Here is a 20,120-nt window from a genome sequence, read left to right as displayed (position 1 = left end):
GGATGAATGCGGCGGTTCAAGGTAACGACGGCTCTGGTCACCGCACTGATGATCTCGGTGCTGCCGCATCTGGCGGCGTCCTCGGCCCAACCGGCACCGGTGCGCCTCAACGTGCTGCAAGCCGGGCTGGATGGCCTTGTCCGTTCGACTTTCGTTCCGGGTGCACAGCTGGTCGTCACCGCCGACGGCGACGCCACCCAGTTCAATAGCGGTGTCGGCGATCTCGCGACGCGCGCGGCATTTCCCGATGACGCACAGGTCCGGATCGCCAGCAATACCAAGACATTTGTGGCGACCGTGGTGCTGCAGTTGGTGGGGGAGGGGCGAATCCAGCTCGACGCACCGATCGAGCATTATCTACCCGGTGTGGTGCGCGGCCCTGGCGGCGACGGAAATCTGATCACTGTCCGAAATTTGTTACAGCACACCAGCGGTATTCCGGACTATCTCGTTCGATTGGACTGGGGCTCGGTCGAGGCATTGCAGCGGTACCAAAACGCGGATCAACTGATCCGACTCGGTGTGGATATGCCCGCGCTGTTCCCGCCAGGTTCGGCTTTCAGCTACTCCAATACCAATTACCTGCTGGCCGGAAAACTGATCGAGCAGATCACGGGACGTCCGGTAGGTGCCGAGGTGACCTCCCGGATCCTCGAGCCGCTGCAACTGCGCGATACCTATTGGCCCGCATTCCCGCACGAGAATGTGATTCGCGGTCCCCATCCGCGTGCGTATCAGATCTTCAACGGCGTCCAGGTCGACATCACCGATATCGACCCGGGCTGGGGCTTGGCCGATGGCGCGCTGGTCTCCACCAATGCCGACCTGAACCGCTTCTTCACCGCCCTACTTACCGGAAACCTGCTTCGTCCAATCGAACTCGCCCAAATGCAGCACACCATCCACGGCGGTGACCCAGCCCTGCCCGACGACGTCGGTCTCGGCATTTTCCATCGCACCAATGGTTGCGGCGTCGATATCTGGAGTCACGGTGGCGTCATGGACGGGTTCTTCGTCTTCGGTGGCTACACCCCCGGCCGCTCGGTAACCGTCAGCCTCAACCAGGTCCCACCGCTGTTCGGCCTCGGCTACAAGCCCGCCTTGGACGGCCTGGTAGACGCCGCCTTCTGCGAGTGAGATGGCCGATAGCGAACTCGCGCATTCTGAGCCGCATCCTGCACTCCACCGAACCGTTGCGCGCGGCAGCGCGGTCGCTGGCCTTTCGCTAGGCCAGCGACCGCGAATAGCCGATGGCCTATTTCGGTGCGGCTGGAATTGGTTGAGTCGTCGTCTTATCCGCGAACCGGCTGGTGCCGTCCGGAGACATCATCGTGTTGACGTAATCCACGCCGGAGGCGATCAGGACCGGTCCGCCCACGGCGACCGTGCCGATGATCCCGCCAAGGGCAGCACCGGTGGTCAAGCCGAGGATGCAGCCGGCGACAATGGTGGCGACACATCCGACGACCGCGCCGATCGCGGTACCGACGAAGCCGCCGATCGCGGTGGCCAGGCCGAACTGCGTGGCGAATTCATCGCGAGCGCGGTTGTTTTCGGTCATCGATGCGACCGGCTTGACGGCCAGTGACTGCGAGATGTCGAGTCCGTCTGGCTTCTGCGGCGCCAGTTCCAGCACTGTGCCGTCCTTCTCGAGCGCCGGCTTGACCGGGATATCGATCTCGCCGGCCCGGAACCGCAGTGGCAGCGTCAGGACGACGTGCCCGTCGGTATCGGCTAGATCGACGACATCGACCACATCGGCGATCTCGGCGGCCTTGCCGTCTTTATCGACCAGCGTGCCGTCCTTGTCGACCAGCCGCCCGTCGCCACCGGCCGCGAACTCGCTTTTCGCCGCCTTGGAGAGGGTGAAGGTGCCATTACGCACGCTGGCCACCACGGTCTTGTCGACTAGTTTGACCGAGTAAGTGATGTCCTGCCGCGCGGGCGCGGCGACCGGCTCGGCATGCGAGACTCCGGCGCCCAAGGTCACGGCACCGATGACAAGGATCGCCGCCGCAGTGCTATCGCAAAGCTTCATTCGGATTCCGTTCAGTCATCAGATCATTCGCTTTTCCCAACGGACCGGGCAGGCTCGACTCTCCTGCTCGAGATGCTCCCCGCGCAAATGTACTCATATGTGCGGCAAGGAGGTCGAGGGGAGCCTAGCCGAGCCTGCGGTGCGAGACGAGCTGATTCGGAACGAAAAATCGATGTCAGCTATGACACGGTTACTTCCTCCGGTGTATCGATCTGCGGTGCGGGGCGTGTTCGTAGCAGCGCCAGTCCGAGTAGGGCGGCGGCGATGCTGAAGCCCGCACTGATCCAGGCGCCGGTCGACATGGCATCGGTGAACGCGTCCTTGGCCGGTTCGGCGTAGCCGAGTTGGAATGCGGCGCCGATGGATTCACGTGCGGCGGCGGGTGCGTCCTCGGGCATATGCGAGGTGAACACACCGGCCAGTACGCTGCCGAGGACCGCAATGCTGATGGCCATGCCGACCTGCTGCAATGTGTCGTTCATGGCGGAGCCGACGCCGGCATGTTCCAGCGGAATCGCGCTCATGATCGCGGCATACGCGGCCGGCCCCGCCAGACCGCCGCCGATCCCCATGACCAGCATGCTGGCCAGTACCGCGAAATATCCGGAACCGACGGCCAGGATCGCGAACGCCCCGCCCATGACCAGTAGACCGGCGACGATGAGCGTCTTATTGGTCAACTTCTTGCCCAGCGTCGCGCCGAGACCGTTGCACACCGCCGCGGCCACCGCATACGGCAGCAGGGCAAGTCCCGCCTTCATCGGTCCGTAGCCGAGTACGAACTGCAGATACTGGGTGAGCATCAGCATGATCGCGCCCATACCGAACACCATCAGCAGCAGTGTGCAGCAGGTGCCGGTGAAATCGCGATTGCGAAATACCGCCAGCGGCAGCATCGGATGTGCCGACCGGCTCTCCCAGACCACGAAGGCCAGCCCTGTGACCACGGCGAGGCCGATCATCGGAATATTCCACTCGCGCTCGATGATCACGTAGACCGTCGAGGTGAGCGCGACGATGGAAAGCAGCACGCCGACCAGGTCGACCGGCCGCTGCTCACCGGTGGATTCCGGCATCAGGACCAGCGCGGCGACAATCGCGAGCACCGCTACCGGGATATTGAGCAGGAACACCGAACCCCACCAATAGTGCTGCAGCAGAAAGCCGCCCAGCGTCGGCCCGAGGACGATGCCGACCATGGAGACGGTGGACCAGGCGGCCATCGCTTTGCGCCGCTCGTCTTCGGCGAAGGTGGTCATCAGAATGGACAGGGTCGATGGCATCAGCAGTGAACCGCCGACGCCCATGAGCGCGCGGGCGCCGACCACCTCCCACGGCTCGGTGGCCATGACGGCGGCAAGCGATGCCGCGCCGAATAGTGCCAGGCCGAGCACCAGCATGCGCCGCCGCCCGAACCGGTCGGACAGGCTGCCCGCGGTGAGCAACAGTCCAGCGAAGACGAGGACGTAGGCGTCGAGGATCCACTGGACATCCGACGGCGTCGCGTCGAGTTCCCGGATCAGGGACGGAATAGCGATATTGAGCACGGTGCCGTCGATCATCAGCACCAGCAGCGACAGACAGAGGACCCCCAGAATCCACCAGCGGCGAGGGTCTCGTACAACGTTCGATTCCACTCGAACACCGTACGATAGAATCGCACAACGTGCGAGAGAATTATGCTGACGATGTGACAAAGCAGCAGTTCTCCTCGGTGTGGACCCGTGAGCCGCGCCAGCCGAAGGCGGCTGGACTGCGCCGCGACCAGATCGTCGCCGCCGCAATCGAGGTATTGGACGCCGACGGGCTCGGCGCGCTGAGCATGCGAAAGCTCGGCGCGAAGCTCGATGCGGGTGCGACGAGCCTCTACTGGCATGTCGCGAATAAGGATGAGCTGCTCGAACTCGTCCTCGACGAGATCTGGGGTCTGGTGCACATTCCGGATCCGGACCAGGCCTCCTGGCGTGAGGTCGTCACGACCTACGCCTACAACTTCCGACTCACCATGCTCGCCCACACCTGGGTGACCACCTTGATCGGCTCCCTGCCGAGCGTGGGCCCAAAGGCCTTCGAACTCAGTGATCGGCTGCGCCGCACCTTCATCGATGCCGGATTCACCGGCGTCGATATCTACCTCGCGAGTGGCACCGTGACGAGCTATGTCCTCGGGCAGGTCATTCCGGAGATCACCGCGGCGAAGGCATTCGGCGACAAGGGTTTCGACAAGGAGATGGTGCTCGATGTCATGGATGAGCTCGCCTCCGACTATCCGGAGATGCTCGACGACTACCGGAAGATGCAACCCGCCGATTATCAGACCGCCCGCGCGATGGCCTTCGATTTCGGTCTGCTCTGTGTGATGGACGGCCTGGAGTCGCGGTTGCGCAAGTGATCCTCGGGAATAGATGACGACACCGCCCTGTTGGTTGCCATATCCACCAAATAGGTGTCAGACTTTCCGAGAGGAGGCGACGTGCAGTTCGGAATTTTCACCGTGGGCGATGTGACGCTCGACCCGACGACAGGTCGGGCCCCGACCGAGCACGAGCGCATCAAGGCGATGGTCGCGATCGCACGTAAGGCCGAAGAAGTCGGCCTGGACGTATTCGCCACCGGCGAGCATCACAACCCGCCGTTCGTGCCGTCGTCGCCGACCACCATGCTCGCCTATATAGCCGCGCAGACCGAGCGGTTGCAGCTGTCCACCGCGACGACCCTCATCACCACCAACGATCCGGTGAAGATCGCCGAGGACTTCGCCATGCTGCAGCATCTGGCCGACGGACGTGTGGATCTGATGCTCGGCCGCGGTAACACCGGCCCGGTCTACCCGTGGTTCGGCAAGGACATTCGCGAAGGCATCCCGCTGGCCATCGAGAACTATCAGCTGCTGCACCGGCTTTGGCGCGAGGATGTGGTCGACTGGGAGGGCCGATTCCGCACTCCATTGCAGTCGTTCACCGCAACGCCGCGACCGCTGGACGGCGTGGCGCCGTTCGTCTGGCACGGGTCGATTCGCAGTCCGGAAATCGCCGAGCAGGCCGCCTATTACGGCGACGGCTTTTTCGCGAACAATATTTTCTGGCCGAAGGAACACTTCCAGCGCCTGATCGAGCTGTATCGGCGACGCTACGAGCATTATGGCCACGGCTCCGCCGACCAAGCCATAGTCGGCCTGGGCGGACAGGCGTTCATGCGTAAGAACTCTCAGGACGCGGTGCGCGAATTCCGGCCCTACTTCGATAACGCGCCGGTCTACGGCCACGGCCCGTCGCTCGAGGACTTCACCGAGCAGACACCGCTGACCGTCGGCAGTCCGCAGCAGGTCATCGAAAAGACTATGACGTTCCGCGAAAGCTTCGGCGACTATCAGCGACAGCTGTTCCTGATGGACCACGCGGGTCTACCGTTGAAAACGGTGCTGGAGCAACTCGATCTGCTCGGTGCGGAAGTGGTTCCGGTGCTGCGCAAGGAGTTCGACGCACTGCGCCCGGCTCATGTCCCGGATGCGCCGACTCATGCGTCATTGGTCGCGGCCCGGGACGAGGCCGTGGCGATCGCGCGCTGATCTGATCCCCGACGCAACGGCGCGCCGGTCCGGTAATGCCAGAACTGAATAGCTGTATCCAAGTAATTGAAATCTCAACTACACGAGGAGACCGACAATGTCGACTACCACCGCAAAGACCCTGACCGCAGGCACCTGGGTCATCGATCCCACCCACTCCACCCTCGGATTCACCGTGCGTCACCTGATGGTCAGCAAGGTCCGCGGTCGGTTCGCCGACTTCTCCGGGAAGCTGGTCATCAATGAGGACGGCACCGCCTCGGCCGAGGCCGAGATCCAGGTCGAGTCGGTGACCACTGATAACGAGCAGCGTGACGCGCACCTGCGCACCGCCGACTTCTTCCACGCCGCCGATTTCCCGGTGGCCACCTTCAAGTCGACCGGATTCCGTGTCAACGGCGAGGATTTCGTCGTCGACGGTGAATTCACCATCCGCGGCACCACCCGTCCGGTCTCCCTCGATGTCGAATTCCTCGGCGTCAACCCGGGTATGGGCCAAGGCCCGGTCGCAGGTTTCGAGGCGAAGACCGTCATCAACCGCCGCGACTTCGGCATCACGATTGATATGCCGCTGCCCGACGGTGGCGCGGTGATCGGCGACAAGATCACCCTCACCCTGGAGATCGAAGTCGGTCTGCAGTCCTGATCGGCTCGCGCCGCCGCCCGGGGTTATCGACCGGGCGGCTGTGCTTACCCACCCCGTCGGCTCCGCCGACTGCCGTCCCCCGTGCTTACCCACCCCGTCGGCTTCGCCGACTGGCGTCCCCCGCGCTTACTCTGGATCCCATGTCCGCTGATTTCGACTCCGCTGTCGAGCGGTTGTCCGGGCTCCTGACGGCGCGGCGGGTGGCGGTGCTGACGGGGGCCGGGGTGTCGACCGACAGTGGAATTCCGGATTATCGGGGGCCTGGCTCTCCGGTGCGGACACCGATGACGTATCAGCAGTTCGTGGGGGATGCGGCATTTCGACAGCGGTACTGGGCGCGCAATCACATCGGTTGGCGGGCCATGGACGGGTCACGGCCGAATCCGGCGCATCGAGCGTTGGCGCGGTTGGAGCGGGCTGGCGTCGTCACCGGGGTGATCACGCAGAATGTCGATCTGCTGCATACGAAGGCTGGGCATCGCCGGGTCATCGATCTGCACGGGACCTATGCGCGCGTGCGGTGCCTCGGCTGCGAGGCGTTGATTTCGCGGATGACCCTGGCCGAGCGTTTGGAGGCCGCCAATCCCGGTTTCGCGGCATCGGCGACGGCGACCGGGGTGGAGGTCGCGCCGGATGCGGACGCGGTGGTCGCCGATACCGCGAGTTTTCGGATGGTGGACTGCGAGCGCTGCGGCGGCATGCTCAAACCGGACATTGTGTACTTCGGGGAGAACGTCCCCAAAGAGCGCGTCGCCGCCGCATTCGACATGGTCGAGGCGGCCGACGCGCTATTGGTGGCGGGTTCGTCGTTGACGGTCATGTCCGGGCTGCGGTTCGTACGATATGCGGCGAAACAGGGCAGGCCGGTCGCCATCGTGAACCGCGGCCGCACCCGAGGGGATGACCTCGCCGCGCTCACCGTCGGTGCAGGGTGCGCGGATGTGTTGACCGCGCTGGCAGATTCCCTGGGTGCAGTGCCGGTCTGACCGGCTCAGCCGAAGTGGCAGACGTAGTGCAGCGTCGAAAGCGCCTCGATCTCGAATGAGCTATTGCCCGGTACCTCGAACGATTCGCCGCCCCGGTAGGTCGTGGCTTCGGTTTCGCCAGCAAGGGTGACCTTGCATTCGCCCTGGATCAGCTCCATGATCTCCGGCTCGACCGTATTGAACCTCAGGGTAGACGGCAGGATGACGCCGACCGACTTCGCGGTGCCATCGGCCAGCTCGATGCTGTGGCTGATGCATTTGCCGTCGAAGTACACATTGGCCTTCTTGGCCACGCTGACGTTCTCGAACCGCGTCATGATCTCTTTCCCGAGGTGCTGGAGGTGCAGCCGTCAGCGTACGTGAACCCGCCTCTACCGCCCGGACGGGTGGCCGGTGGGTGCGTTAGCGTCGCTGTCATGCGGCTTCACGTGGGATGTGCGATGTGGACGCACGCGGCATGGCAGGAATATCAACCGATTCCGGCCGAGCGGTTGCGGCATTACGCCTCGTGGTGCACTGCGGTGGAAGGCAATACGACGTTCTATGCGACGCCGACCCGCAACACGGTGCAGTCGTGGGCGAAGCAGACCGATCCGGACTTCCGTTTCGTCATCAAACTGCCCAAGCCGATTACGCATGAGCGCAGGCTGCACGGTGCGGAGGTCGAACTGCGCACCTTCCTGGATGCGATGCAGCCGCTCGGTCCGCGCATCCATGCGCTGTGGGTGCAGTTGCCGGGGTCATTCGGTCCGACCGATCTGGGGACACTGGCAGGTTTCCTGCGCACGCTGCCCGACTCGTACCGGTCCGCCGTCGAGGTCCGTCATCCGGCGTTCTTCGAAAATGACAGCGCCGCACGGCAATTGGAGCAGGTGCTCGCGCGCGCAGGTGCCGAATGGGTGCCCTTCGACACCACTTTGCTTTTCGAAGGACCCGCCGAGAGTGAAGTGGAGGCCGAGGCGCGGGCGAAGAAACCGCGGGTGCCGCGCCGCACGCGAGCGCTCACCGAATTCCCGATCGTCCGCTATCACGGCCGCGATTCGGCCGGGCGCACGATTGCTGGCTGGCAACCCTGGCTCGACATCGTCATCGCATGGCTGCGCGAGGGCCGCTCACCGACGGTTTTCATCCACACCCCGGACAACGCCTCCGCCCTGCACCTCGCCCGCCGCTTCCACGACGAGGTGCGCGCCCGCCTGCCCGAACTCGAGCCGCTGCCCGAACCCATTCCGACCGAGCCGATGACCTTATTCTGAAATATCTCGAATAAATAACAATCCCGAATGTGCGCTCGGTTAGAATGGACGGTGTTGCCGCACTAGTGCCGAGCACGATGGAGGATACCGATGAGCCACGCCACCGCGCAGTCCGCATCCTTCACCCTGCACGGCGGGGCGGGCACGCTGGCCGCCTGGGAATCCGTGCCGCCGCACGATGTCGAGATGCGCGGCACGGTCCTCTTGGTCCCCGGCTTCACCGGCTCCAAAGAAGACTTCGAGGCCATGCTGCCGATTCTGTCCGCAGCTGGATTCCGTTGTGTCGCTTATGATCAGCGCGGGCAGTGGCAGTCCGACGGCCCCGATGACGTATCCGGATACACCATGGCCGATTTCGCCGACGATCTGATCGTCGTCGCCGACCAGATCTCGAACGACACACCGATTCACCTGGTCGGCCACTCGTTCGGCGGCTATGTCGCCCGCGCCGCCCTTGCCGCGCATCCGGACCGCTTCCGCAGTCTCACCCTGCTCGCCTCCGGCCTGTCCTCGACCTGCGATATCAACTTCGCACCACCGCAATTGGTCGTCCAGCTCATCGAGAGCGGTGGCCAGCAAGCGCTGTGGGAGCAGATGAGTCGGGCAATGGCGGCACTGGTTCCGCCTGCGCAGCTCGAATTCCTGCGCAACCGCATCTTCACGACCAAGAAGGCGAATTTGGTCGGCATCATGCGCGTCATGGAGGGTTCGACCGACGCTACCGCCGCCCTGCGCGCCTGCGGCCTTCCGATTCTCATCGCCTACGGCAACTCCGGTGATCTCTGGCCGCCGAGCGTGCACGAACGCTATGCCGAGGAATTGGGCGCGCGTACCGCGGTTTACGACCGCATCGGCCACGTGCCGAACGAACAGCGCCCGGCCCGCGTCTGCGCCGACCTGGTCGACTTCTGGACCGGCATCGATCCGCGCTGAGCGGATCTGTCTGAGAAGGCGCCTGCTAGCGTGCAGGCATGCACGATAGCGTGACGATTCGAATGGCGGCACCCGCGGACAAGATCTGGGGGTTGGTCAGCGATATCACGAATACCGGGAAGTTCTCGCCGGAGACCTTCGACACCGAATGGCTCGGCGGGGCAACGGCTCCCGCCGTCGGCGTCAAGTTCCGCGGGCACGTCAACCGCAATGGCTGGGGGCTGAAGTATTGGACGGTCTGCCGGATCGTCGCATGCGATCCCGGACGTGAGTTCGCCTTCACTGTGCTCGGACCACGCGGAATGGCGGTCAACACCTGGCGCTACCGTTTCGAGCCCGTCGATGGCGGCACCGACGTGACCGAATCCTTCCAATTGAACGAAAACAGCCTCCCGCTCCGCCTCTACTGGCTCCTAGCGGGCCGCGCCCGCGCCGAAACCAACCGCAACGGCATGCGCCGAACCCTCGAACGCATCAAGGCCCACGTCGAGTAATCAAGATCAGGTGGAATCCATGGCGGCATCGGTCGATACCGACTCCACCTGATCTTGATTCCGGCTCAGTGGCCCCGGGCGATCCAGTTGGCGAGTGCGGGTTTTTCGGTGCCGATGGTGGTGGTGTCGCCGTGGCCGGTGTGGACGGTGGTTTCTTCCGGGAGGGTCAGGAGGCGATCTCGGATGGAGTCGATGATGGTGTCGAAGTCGGAGAATGAGCGGCCGGTGGCGCCCGGGCCGCCGTTGAACAGGGTGTCGCCTGTGCAGAGGGCGGCGGCCTCGGGTAGGTAGAGCGAGACCGAGCCGGGGGAGTGGCCCGGGGTGTGCATGACCTCGATATCGGTGCCCGCCACGGTGATTCGCTGCGTGTCGGCCAGTGATCGGTAGTCGACGTCGGGGTGGGTCATGCGCCAGAGGGGATCGTCGCCGGGATGGAGCAGGATCGGGGCGTCGAGACGTTTCGCGAGTTCCGGTGCGACGGTGACGTGGTCATTGTGACCGTGGGTGCAGACGACCGCGCGGACCTCGCGGTTGCCGACGGCAGCGATGATCGCGTCGGCATTATGGGCCGCGTCGACGATGACCACTTCGGTATCGTCGCCGATCAGCCACACATTATTATCGACGTCCCAGGTGCCGCCGTCGAGCGAGAAGGTGCCGGAGGTGACGACGCGATCGATGCGCAGGCTCACCAGACCACCACCGAACGCAGCACCTCACCGGCATGCATTGCGGAGAAGGCCTTCTCGACTTGGTCCAGGGCGATGCGCTCGGTGACGAAGCGCTCCAATGGAAGTCGGCCCTGCAGGTACAGATCGACCAGCATCGGGAAATCGCGTTCGGGCAGGCTGTCGCCGTACCAGGAAGATTTCAGCGCGCCGCCATGGGAGAACAGGTCGATCAGCGGCATCTCGATGGTCATATCCGGGGTCGGGACGCCGACCAGCACGACGGTGCCCGCCAGGTCACGACCATAGAAAGCCTGTTTCCAGGTTTCCGGGCGGCCGACCGCGTCGATGACCACATCCGCACCGAAGCCGTCGGTGTATTCCTGGATCTGCTCGACGACATCGGCTTCGGTCGCATCGATGGTGTGGGTGGCACCGAATTCCTTTGCCCAGCTGAGCTTCTGGGGATCGCGATCGATCGCGATAATGGTCCGCGCACCGGCCAGTCGCGCACCCGCGATGGCGGCATCGCCGACACCGCCGCAGCCGATGACCGCGACCGTATCGCCGCGCGACACATTGCCGGTGTTCATTGCCGCGCCGAGACCCGCCATGACGCCGCAGCCGAGCAGTCCGGCGACGGCCGGATCGGCAGCCGAGTCGACCCTGGTGCACTGCCCCTCGTGCACCAGGGTCTTATCCGCGAATGCGCCGATGCCGAGGGCGGGGCTGAGTTCGGTGCCGTCGGCGAGCGTCATCTTCTTGCTGGCATTGTGGCTGGCGAAGCAGTACCACGGGCGGCCGCGCTTACACGCCCGACATTCACCGCACACCGCGCGCCAGTTCAGAATGACGAAATCACCCGCGACAACATGGGTTACCGCCTCCCCGACCGTCTCCACGATGCCCGCCGCCTCATGCCCGAGCAGGAACGGGAACTCGTCGTTGATACCGCCCTCGCGATAGTGCAGATCGGTATGGCACACCCCGCAGGACTGAACGCGCACCACCACATCGTGCGGCCCGGGATCCGGGATCACGATATCGACGAGTTCGACCGGTGCGCCCTTACTACGGGCAACCACGCCACGCACGGTTTCGGACACGAATCCTCCTAAGTGTTGGATGGTGCTCGGACAGGTCCGGTGCCATCGGACAATTGAACCGCGCGGACCCGCTCTGCTTCTACAAATCGGCCGAGGGGCAGATCAGGCGCCGAGTCCGTTGGCGAGAACCGGCCAGGAATCCTCGAGCGCGCGTTCCCAGTAACCCCAGGAATGAGTGCCAGTGGGTTCGAGGTCGTAGGTGGCGGGAATGCCGAGTTGATTCAGTCGGGTCTGCATGTTGCGGGTGCACCAGGCGGTCGACCCTTCGATCGCACCGCCCATCGTCACCTGCAGGGGCAGCCCGCCCTCTGCCCAGCTCTGCGTATGCGGATCGGTGGGATTGTCGTATGGGCCGGGCAATCCACTCCCAGCCGACAGGTACAGATTGAGCCCGCGCAGGGCTTCGGCATGGACATACGGATCGTTGGCTGCCCACATCGGATCCTGCGGCTGGCCATACATATTCACCGGATCGCCGCCGCCCTTGCGCACCGAAAGTGCGACGAACGCCTGCCCGACCGGATCACTGATCTGCGCACATCCGCTGAATGCGCCGACGGATCGGTACAAACCTGGATTCGAAATCGCCAGTGAAAGTACGGATGTACCCGATGTGGAGATCCCCGCAATGGCATTGCGCCCATTGGTGCCCAACGCGCTATCGATCAATGGAACCAATTCCCGAGTCAGATACGTCTGCCACTTGTTGATCCCCAACGCCGGGTCCGGTGCCCGCCAGTCGGCGTAATAGCTGAAGGCCCCACCGAGCGGCTGCACCACATTGACGTTCTTATCCCCGAAAAACCCCATGACATCGGTCTTCGTACCCCATGTCGCTCCATCGGCCCCACCATCGACCCCTGCCAACAGGTACAACGTCGGCCGTGGAACCCCGGTATCAGCGGGCCGCTGCACCTCCACCGAAAAGTCACGCCCCATCGCCGCTGAATACACCGTCAGCATGAGGTGCCGATCATCTCGAACCTGGACGTTGGTAATCCTCGACCCGTCACCGGTCACCGCCGATCCCGGTGCCGCACACGAATGAGGTCCGGCCACAACGGATCCGAGCACAACGGCGGCGACAACCGAGGCCAATCGAAGGCCACCGATACCCATCAGCTACCACCTCTCCCAGCCCGGCCGAATTCTCCCGCCAGTGTGCGACAGTAGCCGGTGGTCGGTAGGTCGAGTGACGGGTCAGTCGGTGAGTTCGCGCTCGGCCATCCGTAGCGCCGTGCGGAAGCCAGAGCGGCATTCGTGCGATCGAGAACGACGGGCCGCTCCGCTCACCGCTGCATGGGGTCTGCGTGCGCCTCTGGCTCGAACGGTACGGTTGCCGGCTGATGCTCGGGTGGCCGCACACGACCCGGTGTCGAACGTTCGTATTGCCGGGTCTGGGAATTTGACTCCAGGGTAGAACCGGGCCGAGAGTTCGCGGATGAACGGAACGCCCGAGGTGTCCCGCGCGACGTTGCGCAAGGTCACGATTCGACTGGTGCCCTATCTCGGGCTGCTGTACTTCATCAACTACCTGGACCGGGTCAATATCGGATTCGCCGGACCCAGCGGAATGAAGGCCGATCTCGTCTGACCGAGACGGCCTTCGGTTTCGCTTCCGGTATCTTCTTCATCGGCTATCTCGTACTCGAGGTGCCGAGCAATCTTGCGCTGCACCGATTCGGCGCACGCCGCTGGATCGCCAGAATCATGGTGAGTTGGGGTCTGGTCGCCACCGCCATGGCATTCGTGCCCAACGAAACCTGGCTCTATATTCTGCGATTCACCCTCGGCGTGGTCGAGGCCGGATTCTTTCCCGGCATCCTGCTGTATCTCACCTACTGGTTCCCGCAGACCCAGCGCGCGAAGATCGTCGCATTGTTCATGACGGCGGTGCCGATTTCGACCGCCTTGGGTTCGACGGTATCGAGCCTGGTCATCCAGTACGGCGACGGCGTCTTCGGCCTCAGCGGTTGGCGATTCATGTTCTTGGTCGAGGGCGTGCCCGCGATCGTTCTGGCGGTGGTCACCTGGTTCTTCCTCACCGACCGTCCCACACAGGCCAAGTGGCTGACCGATACCGAAAGAGATTGGCTCGCCTCCGAATTCGATAAAGAGCAGGCGGCGCGCGTCGAACACTGGACGGTGCGCAAAGCGCTCACCCATCCCCGCGTACTCGGCCTCGCCGTCATCTACGGCGGCATTGTCTACGGCCTGTACGCGCTCGGATTCTTCCTGCCCACCATCATCAACGGCTTCCAACAGCAGTACGGCACCCACTACTCGGTGGTGCAGCGCGGACTCATCAATGCGGTGCCCTATGTGATCGGCGCCGTCGTGATGGTGCTGTGGAGCAGGCACGGTGACCGAACCGGTGAGCGGGCCTGGCATGTCGCACTGCCCGCACTGGTCGGTGGGCTCGCCATCCCGGTGGCGCTTTATCTGGGTAATCCGTTCGCCGCCATGATCGCGGTCACCGTCTGCGCCGTCGGAGTGCTCGCCGCACTGCCCACCTTCTGGGCGCTGCCGAGCACCTTCCTCTCGGGTGCGGCCGCGGCGGGTGGTATCGCCTTGATCAACTCCATCGGCAATGTCAGCGGATTCGTCGCCCCCTATGTCACGGGCGCGCTGAAGGACCTCACCGGCACCCAGCGAGCCGGACTGTGGGTCGTCGGGCTCGCCATGGTCGGCTCGGCCGCAGGCGTTCTCGCACTGCGCTCCCGCATTCGCACCAACTGACGCGACAGCCTGCTCGCTCGGCCGAAGGGAGCGTAGTCACCAGACCTTGCGACGGGTCGGTTGTGTCACGGAACACCGGCTGCTGCCATTGGTCGATATGGAACGATCCCTCACCGGCCACTACCGCGGCACCGCGCGCGCCACCGGCAAGCATGTGGCCGCCGAATTCGCCCACATCTGGCATATCGCCGACGAAAAGCTGTTCGCACTGCACCAATACACCGACACCTGGCACTGGCACGAGGCACTGTCGGCCGCGGCCTGAACGCACCCGACCGCGGCCGTCCAGGGAGATGGCTGCATGTCAACGGATCTCGCGGCATTCGTTCGCGGCCTGCCCGAGGCGCAATTGCATCATCGTCGAACTCGCCGAGAACTCGTTCCGCGCCTGGTGGCTGGCTCCGGGACGCCTGGACGGTTCCTGCGCGAGATCGATGACTACGCCGCGGCGTATCGGCCGATCGGATCCGAAATCGCCTGATCCGTCGCCACGTTGGCGGCGACACGCCCGAATGTGCCGACACCCCTTGAATGAACCGACTGGTTGGCTGTTTGCTGACGGCAAGCAGTAGCGTCGGCGCGAATCCTGGCCGGTGACTCGTATCCTCATTGCGCCGTCGACGACGTTCGCGGGTGCCGAATCGTCGTTAAATCGAGACGTCGCATGCGTGTGTCGCGCGCGGCACGCCGCAAGACAACCCACTGGCGGCAAATTGACAGTTTCGCTGGCGACGGTGGATCGACTATGAATGTCTGGTGCCGTTCCCACGCGTGATCACTTGTCTGCCGTCGAATCTCTCCCGCGGGGAGTCGAATTGACCATCGAGCATCATCCCGTCGAGGACGAGGTCGGACAGCTCGCGCGAAGGGTCGAGCGGGCCCGGGGGCGACTGGCCTACCAGTTCGATCCCGCGCTGACCGAGGCGCTGTCCGAGGACGAACTGGTCGCCGAGCGTGAGCTCGCGGAGAAGATTCGCGGTGAGGATCGTGCACAGCGATGGAAACAGGTGCAGGCTGCGGCCGCCGCGGCCGACCGCGCCAGGCAGACCACAGAAGCGATCGAGAAGGCCGACATCAGAGATCTATTGGTAGCCCGCAAGGCAATTGCGGCACAGCGGCGTGAGTCCAGCCCGCATGCCAAATTGGCATCGCTGTACCGGCACCGGGGATGGTCACTGCGCGCGCTGGCAGGCGTGGTGGCGGCGGGCATGCTGTGGTCCGCGGTCAATGTGCAGCACAACATCGCGCCGGGCGGGCCGGGCGATCCGCTGTACTGGTTCAGCTACTTGATCGAGGCGATGATCAGCGTCTGCTTGATCATCATCATGGTCGGTACCAATAAGGTCGCCGAATGGGGCGTGATCGACAACCGCCGACAGGTCGCCGCGGCCGAAATCGCCCTGCTGTCACTGACTGTCACCCTGAACACCTACCCGTACCTGCGCGACGGGGAGTGGTACGAGACCGGTGTGCACGCGGTCGCGCCGGTCATGATCGGTGTCGCCCTGCTCATCCACGACGCGGCCAGCGCACGCTACGGCCTGGCCATCTACCGGGCCACCGAGCAGGTGCGCGAGCTGCCCGATCCGGCCGAACAACTCAAGCAGACGATGCCGTCGATCGCGTCCTATCGCGCGAACACCCAGGCTGCCCTGGTGGCGCCGGGGGCGGAGAAAGAAACCGCGGAACACGAGGCAAGGGCGGCCGCCGAAGGCGCTGAACAGGATGCCGAGCTGCGAGCCGAGGAGATCGTAGAGGCCGAAGCGGTCGAGGTCGAGGAGTCGAGCGACGGGGAAAGCCCTGCCGCGCAAGAGGGCTCGGAGTCGCCGGAGAAGCGTCGCGAACCGACCAACGGACAGACGCCCGACAGTGCGGAGCCGCAGCACCGGCCCGCTCCGAAGACCGAGAACCGCCCCGCTGTCATCAAGGAGCCGGCCGCGCCGGTGGCCGCGAAGCCGGTGGTCGCGAAGAACAACCCCTTCGCACCGCCCGAGCCGGAGCCGATCGCCGAGACCAAGCCCGTCGCGAAGGTCGACAGCGCGGCGCCCCCGGCCAAGGTGCCAGCGCGCAAGGCCGCCCCGGTGAGCCAGGAGAAGCCCACAGCGGAGAGCAAGCCGTCGGTCGTGTCGGCACTGCGCCGGGGCAATGGTTCGGCTGCGGCGACGGCACGCAAGCCCAGTTCGCTGGAGGGCCGCAAGGACAGCAGGTCGACCGAGAACGCGAACGCGCGCGCCAAGACCAACGCATCGTCCGAGCCGGATTCGCACCTGCAGGTGGTTCGCACGCCCGATATCCACGACACCGGGCAGTTCCGCATCGCCGAGATGCTCGAACAAGAACTCGCCGAACTACAGGCGGAGCGTAGGCGGGCCAGGGCCAGTCGGCAACGATGATCGCGCAGCTTGCTTGCCCCGGCACTTCGGGGCATGATGCAGGCGCGGGTCATTAGGTACGGTAAAAACTGGCTATCGCCGTAGTGCAGCAAGTGCGGGATGAAGGGATGGATCGGTCGTCGTGATGAGGTCTTATCACCCAACAGGATCCTGTACCTCGAAGCCTGCGACGGCGCTGCCTCGGTCGTAGCGGATCGGTGCGAGACACCCGGAAGCTGGAGTTTCCGCGTACGGGACCAGCGATATACCTGCTCGCCGGGAGCGCCCTGCTGTCGGTGATTCTGCTCTTCACCACCATCGATCCCTTCCTGGACAAGGGCGGGTTCCTGGTCGGCGGCTTGGACGTGCACATTTATCGCGACGGCGCGTACCGCATCGTGCACGATATTCCGCTGTACACCGAGCCGACCATGCGCGACCTGCTGTACACCTACACGCCGTTCTCCACCATCGCGTTCGTGCCGATCTACATGGTGCCGTGGGGGTACGTCACGAACACCTGGCTCGGGGTCAACCTCTGCGTACTCATTGCCTGCGTGCTGCTCAGCTGGCGGCTGCTGGGGTATCGGATCACGACTCGGCTGGTGGTGGTCAGCGTACTGATCGCGGCCAGCTGCGTATTCATCGAGCCCGTCCGCCAGACGCTCTACTTCGGGCAGATCAACCTGGTGCTGATGCTGCTGGTGCTGTTGGACGCGCTGCGTGAGGACCGAAGCAAACTGCGTGGCATCGGCGTCGGACTCGCGGCGGGTATCAAACTCACCCCGATCTACTTCATCGCCTATTTCGCGGTCCTGCGGCAGTGGCGCGCGGCGATTACCGCATTCGTCACCTTCCTCGCCTCGATCGCCTTCGCCTGGGTCATCCTGCCCACCGATTCCCGGCAGTACTGGACCTCGACGTTCTTCCAGTCCAACCGGATCGCGGCGGACAACCACCCATCCAACCAGTCCATCCGCGGCGTCATCGCGCATCTGCTCGGCGGTCCCGCGCCCGTGTGGTTGTGGCTGCTGGTCGCGATCTCGGTCGCCAGCGCGAGCCTGACCGTCACGACGGCCCTGTATCAGCGTGGTGAGCGGCTGCTGTCGATCACCCTGGCCGGTCTCACCGCGTGTGCGGTGTCGCCGTTCTCCTGGGGGCACCACTGGGTGTGGTTCGTGCCGCTGTTCGTCTTCCTCGTGCACAAGGGGCTGGACAACTGGCGCTGGTGGGTGGCGGCGGCGGTGCTATTCACCGTGACCGCCTCGTGGACCTATCACTGGAGCAAGACCTGGGTGTCGATCGGAGTGTTCCTGCTGCCGCCGTGGTGGCCGATCACCAAGGTCTTGATCAATGGCTACGTCATCGAATTCCTCATCGTTCTGATCGCGGCGTGGATACACCTGCGCAGGGACGGTTGGTCGGCGCTCAGCGAGCACTCGGCCGAGCGTTCGATCCGGTTCCCCCTCCCGCGGCGTCGCAACCCTGACTCCCCTTCGTGCCCAACCCCTTCCTCCTGACCAACTCCGGAATCCATTAGCGCAGGCGGGGTTCGGACAAAGGAGACCGTCGGCCGTCCCGCTGGCACCCGGCCTGACTCGGCCTCATGGCCTGTGCTGGGTGTGGCGGCTCTGGTGACGGTGCCGCGGAGAGCGCGCCGAATGCTCCCTGAATACTCGTGTGATGATCGGTTGCTGGGGGGACAGATCGGTCGCGTTCGGTGTGACGGGGTCGGCGACCGCGGTGCCACAGCGGAACTGGCCCCGATGCCTTTGCGATCTCTTTACCTGCGGATTCCCTTCGGTTTCCACCCGAAAGCGGACTCTTGCCGGGCGGGGCGGCCGGAGTTACGGTTGCTTCTTGCGTCGCGAAGTAAGCGGTCACCAACCGGTTGCTGAAGTCGCACGAACATTCGCTCTAGGGCTGGAGGGTTCCCGCTATGACGAAGAAGAAGGCTCAGCCCAACCCGATGTTCGCGGTGACCATGGTCAATGCAATCCATCAGGATGCCGATGGTTACGGGGACAGATGGGTAGCCACCGTCGACCACGGGAATATGCGCGCCGACTGGATCGCCGAAGCCGTTGCCAAGGACGCGCGTACGGTCCGAATCTGGTGCGACGACTGCGGCAACAGCGTCCATCTGTGCGCGGAAATCCGAGATTACCTGCCCGCGGATATACGCAAGGCGCTGGCCGACGCCTGGGAGCACTACCATCCGACGCATCACGCCGCATATCCGGCGGCTCAGGCGAATTCGAGGACCTGAACCAACGGGCCGGTACTGCGACCGCGCCTTTGGCAGTCCCGCGTGCGCGAGACGGCACGCAGCACTTCGGCATGGTCGGCATGCAGCGGGGAATCTGATTTGCCCAGCACCTCGCGGAATCATCGCCGATATCGGTGGCTCAATTCGTCGAGATCGTAGGCGAGTTGGACACGGAATTGCTTGCCGAGGCATACAGAACCGACGCTGGTCTCGAATACCCGCTGAAAGCGTGCGCGCAGCTCCACGAGTTCGGCTTGTGCGCACTTGCCGCCGCGTTCCAGGCGGGCGAAGAGGTAGACCTGTGTGGTCATCGGTTGCAGTGCAATGCCTTTCGCGGTAGTGGTGTGCCACATTCGCTGGATGGCGCGGCCCCGCGAAGATCGCTTCGCGTTATACGTCCGGCATCGACCGCGGCGCGCCGGCCACCGGGTGCCGTGAAAGGTCTTCCAGCGCACTGGCCGCCGTCGATCTCGGCCAGACATTCCGCGATCCGCTACTGACCGAGCAGGCGCAGCGCGGCACGTTCGGCCGCGGTGAGTTCGGCGGTCGCGATATCGAGCCCATTACGTTCGGCTCGCACCTACCCGGGTGTCCACCGACCGAAAGCGACCCACATTGCGCCATGTGCTAATTCGAGGCTGGTCAGATCGCATCTCGTAGGCGTCGCAGTTGCGTACTTCGATGCGTCACTGGCGAGCTGCTCCGGCCGGTTCCTGTGAAACTCGAAGCTATCCAGCCGTCCACAGCTCCGTTTACCGTAGATTGCATCTATGTCACCGTCGTGACGGCACTTCAGTACGGCCGTATCGCGCCGTTCAGATCAGCGCCCACGTCTGCCCGTTGTGATCGGCGGGGCCCAGTGCGTCCATGGCCGCTATTCACCGAACGGCATTCTCGGACACGACCCCGCACTGCGACGGTTGTGGAGGCAGCGGCGAATCCGCCGCACCTCTCCGACAATCGCGAATAACGCTGAGGGCGAGGCGGTTCGATAATGGGCGCTACGGCCCGGCGTCTGGTGTCGCCAGTGCCCGACCAACAGCAG

General features: G+C 64.3%; 20 protein-coding genes and 1 pseudogene. 14 read left to right on the top strand and 7 right to left on the bottom strand.

Annotated features, from left to right (window positions below; genetic code table 11):
- The first annotated feature begins 6 nt into the window (after window positions 1-6).
- Window positions 7-1,137: a serine hydrolase domain-containing protein gene (locus tag ACIBG0_RS23540; RefSeq protein ID WP_397035109.1), complete on the top strand. Its 1,131-nt coding sequence runs from the start codon at window positions 7-9 to the stop codon at window positions 1,135-1,137.
- 118 nt (window positions 1,138-1,255) lie between these two features.
- Here ACIBG0_RS23540 and ACIBG0_RS23535 read toward each other — a convergent pair whose 3' ends face one another.
- Window positions 1,256-2,038 (bottom strand): hypothetical protein, encoded by a 783-nt coding sequence (locus ACIBG0_RS23535; protein WP_397035108.1) that lies wholly within the window; start codon window positions 2,036-2,038, stop codon window positions 1,256-1,258.
- Between the two features lie 179 nt (window positions 2,039-2,217).
- Window positions 2,218-3,675 (bottom strand): MFS transporter, encoded by a 1,458-nt coding sequence (locus ACIBG0_RS23530; RefSeq protein ID WP_397035107.1) that lies wholly within the window; start codon window positions 3,673-3,675, stop codon window positions 2,218-2,220.
- Between the two features lie 53 nt (window positions 3,676-3,728).
- Between ACIBG0_RS23530 and ACIBG0_RS23525 the strand changes: the two genes are divergently transcribed.
- The 4 genes from ACIBG0_RS23525 (at window position 3,729) to ACIBG0_RS23510 (ending at window position 7,238) form a co-directional block, all read left to right on the top strand.
- The gene (locus ACIBG0_RS23525) at window positions 3,729-4,430 is read left to right on the top strand and encodes a TetR/AcrR family transcriptional regulator C-terminal domain-containing protein (RefSeq protein WP_397035106.1); all 702 of its coding nucleotides are present in this window, start codon (window positions 3,729-3,731) and stop codon (window positions 4,428-4,430) included.
- A gap of 81 nt (window positions 4,431-4,511) precedes the next feature.
- Entirely contained in the window at window positions 4,512-5,606 is a 1,095-nt protein-coding gene (locus tag ACIBG0_RS23520) for an LLM class flavin-dependent oxidoreductase (RefSeq protein ID WP_397035105.1), read from the top strand.
- A gap of 97 nt (window positions 5,607-5,703) precedes the next feature.
- The gene (locus ACIBG0_RS23515; RefSeq protein ID WP_397035104.1) at window positions 5,704-6,252 is read left to right on the top strand and encodes a YceI family protein; all 549 of its coding nucleotides are present in this window, start codon (window positions 5,704-5,706) and stop codon (window positions 6,250-6,252) included.
- Window positions 6,253-6,392: 140 nt separating this feature from the next.
- A complete protein-coding gene (locus tag ACIBG0_RS23510; RefSeq protein ID WP_397035103.1) occupies window positions 6,393-7,238 on the top strand; it encodes an NAD-dependent protein deacetylase in 846 nt (281 codons plus the stop codon).
- A 5-nt stretch (window positions 7,239-7,243) separates the two neighbouring features.
- On the opposite strand, the gene ACIBG0_RS23505 is transcribed toward ACIBG0_RS23510, so the two are convergent.
- Window positions 7,244-7,555 carry a pyrimidine/purine nucleoside phosphorylase gene (locus ACIBG0_RS23505; RefSeq protein ID WP_397035102.1) on the bottom strand — a complete coding sequence of 104 codons (312 nt, stop codon included), beginning with the start codon at window positions 7,553-7,555 and terminating at the stop codon, window positions 7,244-7,246.
- A gap of 99 nt (window positions 7,556-7,654) precedes the next feature.
- On the opposite strand from ACIBG0_RS23505, the gene ACIBG0_RS23500 reads away from it, so the two are divergent.
- From ACIBG0_RS23500 to ACIBG0_RS23490, 3 genes are all read left to right on the top strand, one after another.
- The gene (locus ACIBG0_RS23500; protein WP_397035101.1) at window positions 7,655-8,494 is read left to right on the top strand and encodes a DUF72 domain-containing protein; all 840 of its coding nucleotides are present in this window, start codon (window positions 7,655-7,657) and stop codon (window positions 8,492-8,494) included.
- Window positions 8,495-8,584: 90 nt separating this feature from the next.
- Window positions 8,585-9,427 (top strand): alpha/beta fold hydrolase, encoded by an 843-nt coding sequence (locus tag ACIBG0_RS23495; RefSeq protein WP_397035100.1) that lies wholly within the window; start codon window positions 8,585-8,587, stop codon window positions 9,425-9,427.
- Between the two features lie 38 nt (window positions 9,428-9,465).
- A complete protein-coding gene (locus tag ACIBG0_RS23490; RefSeq protein WP_397035099.1) occupies window positions 9,466-9,921 on the top strand; it encodes an SRPBCC family protein in 456 nt (151 codons plus the stop codon).
- A 65-nt stretch (window positions 9,922-9,986) separates the two neighbouring features.
- Here ACIBG0_RS23490 and ACIBG0_RS23485 read toward each other — a convergent pair whose 3' ends face one another.
- The 3 genes from ACIBG0_RS23485 to ACIBG0_RS23475 all read right to left on the bottom strand — a co-directional run bounded on the left by ACIBG0_RS23485 (window position 9,987) and on the right by ACIBG0_RS23475 (window position 12,814).
- A complete protein-coding gene (locus tag ACIBG0_RS23485) occupies window positions 9,987-10,613 on the bottom strand; it encodes an MBL fold metallo-hydrolase (protein ID WP_397035098.1) in 627 nt (208 codons plus the stop codon).
- On the bottom strand, window positions 10,610-11,695 hold the full coding sequence (locus ACIBG0_RS23480) for an S-(hydroxymethyl)mycothiol dehydrogenase (RefSeq protein WP_397035097.1): 1,086 nt from the start codon (window positions 11,693-11,695) through the stop codon (window positions 10,610-10,612). Before ACIBG0_RS23480 ends, ACIBG0_RS23485 begins: the two co-directional genes overlap by 4 nt.
- A gap of 102 nt (window positions 11,696-11,797) precedes the next feature.
- Complete coding sequence (locus ACIBG0_RS23475; protein WP_397035096.1) at window positions 11,798-12,814, bottom strand: alpha/beta hydrolase; 1,017 nt, start codon at window positions 12,812-12,814, stop codon at window positions 11,798-11,800.
- Window positions 12,815-13,136: 322 nt separating this feature from the next.
- Between ACIBG0_RS23475 and ACIBG0_RS23470 the strand changes: the two are divergent.
- The 6 genes and pseudogenes from ACIBG0_RS23470 (at window position 13,137) to ACIBG0_RS23445 (ending at window position 19,075) form a co-directional block, all read left to right on the top strand.
- Window positions 13,137-14,434 (top strand): annotated as a pseudogene (locus ACIBG0_RS23470) (MFS transporter).
- 97 nt (window positions 14,435-14,531) lie between these two features.
- Window positions 14,532-14,699 (top strand): nuclear transport factor 2 family protein, encoded by a 168-nt coding sequence (locus ACIBG0_RS23465; protein ID WP_397035095.1) that lies wholly within the window; start codon window positions 14,532-14,534, stop codon window positions 14,697-14,699.
- Between the two features lie 36 nt (window positions 14,700-14,735).
- A complete protein-coding gene (locus tag ACIBG0_RS23460; protein WP_397035094.1) occupies window positions 14,736-14,915 on the top strand; it encodes a hypothetical protein in 180 nt (59 codons plus the stop codon).
- Between the two features lie 334 nt (window positions 14,916-15,249).
- The gene (locus ACIBG0_RS23455) at window positions 15,250-16,827 is read left to right on the top strand and encodes a hypothetical protein (RefSeq protein ID WP_397035093.1); all 1,578 of its coding nucleotides are present in this window, start codon (window positions 15,250-15,252) and stop codon (window positions 16,825-16,827) included.
- A gap of 197 nt (window positions 16,828-17,024) precedes the next feature.
- The gene (locus ACIBG0_RS23450) at window positions 17,025-18,326 is read left to right on the top strand and encodes a glycosyltransferase 87 family protein (RefSeq protein ID WP_397035092.1); all 1,302 of its coding nucleotides are present in this window, start codon (window positions 17,025-17,027) and stop codon (window positions 18,324-18,326) included.
- 419 nt (window positions 18,327-18,745) lie between these two features.
- The gene (locus ACIBG0_RS23445) at window positions 18,746-19,075 is read left to right on the top strand and encodes a hypothetical protein (RefSeq protein WP_397035091.1); all 330 of its coding nucleotides are present in this window, start codon (window positions 18,746-18,748) and stop codon (window positions 19,073-19,075) included.
- Between the two features lie 119 nt (window positions 19,076-19,194).
- Here the strand turns inward: ACIBG0_RS23445 and ACIBG0_RS23440 are convergent, their stop codons facing one another.
- On the bottom strand, window positions 19,195-19,386 hold the full coding sequence (locus ACIBG0_RS23440; protein WP_397035090.1) for a hypothetical protein: 192 nt from the start codon (window positions 19,384-19,386) through the stop codon (window positions 19,195-19,197).
- Window positions 19,387-20,120: the final 734 nt, after the last annotated feature.

This window comes from Nocardia sp. NPDC050630 (genome assembly GCF_044457245.1).
Taxonomy (GTDB): Bacteria; Actinomycetota; Actinomycetes; order Mycobacteriales; family Mycobacteriaceae; genus Nocardia.
The sequence above is the reverse complement of the archived record's forward strand: the minus strand, read 5'-3'. Positions and strand labels throughout refer to the sequence as shown.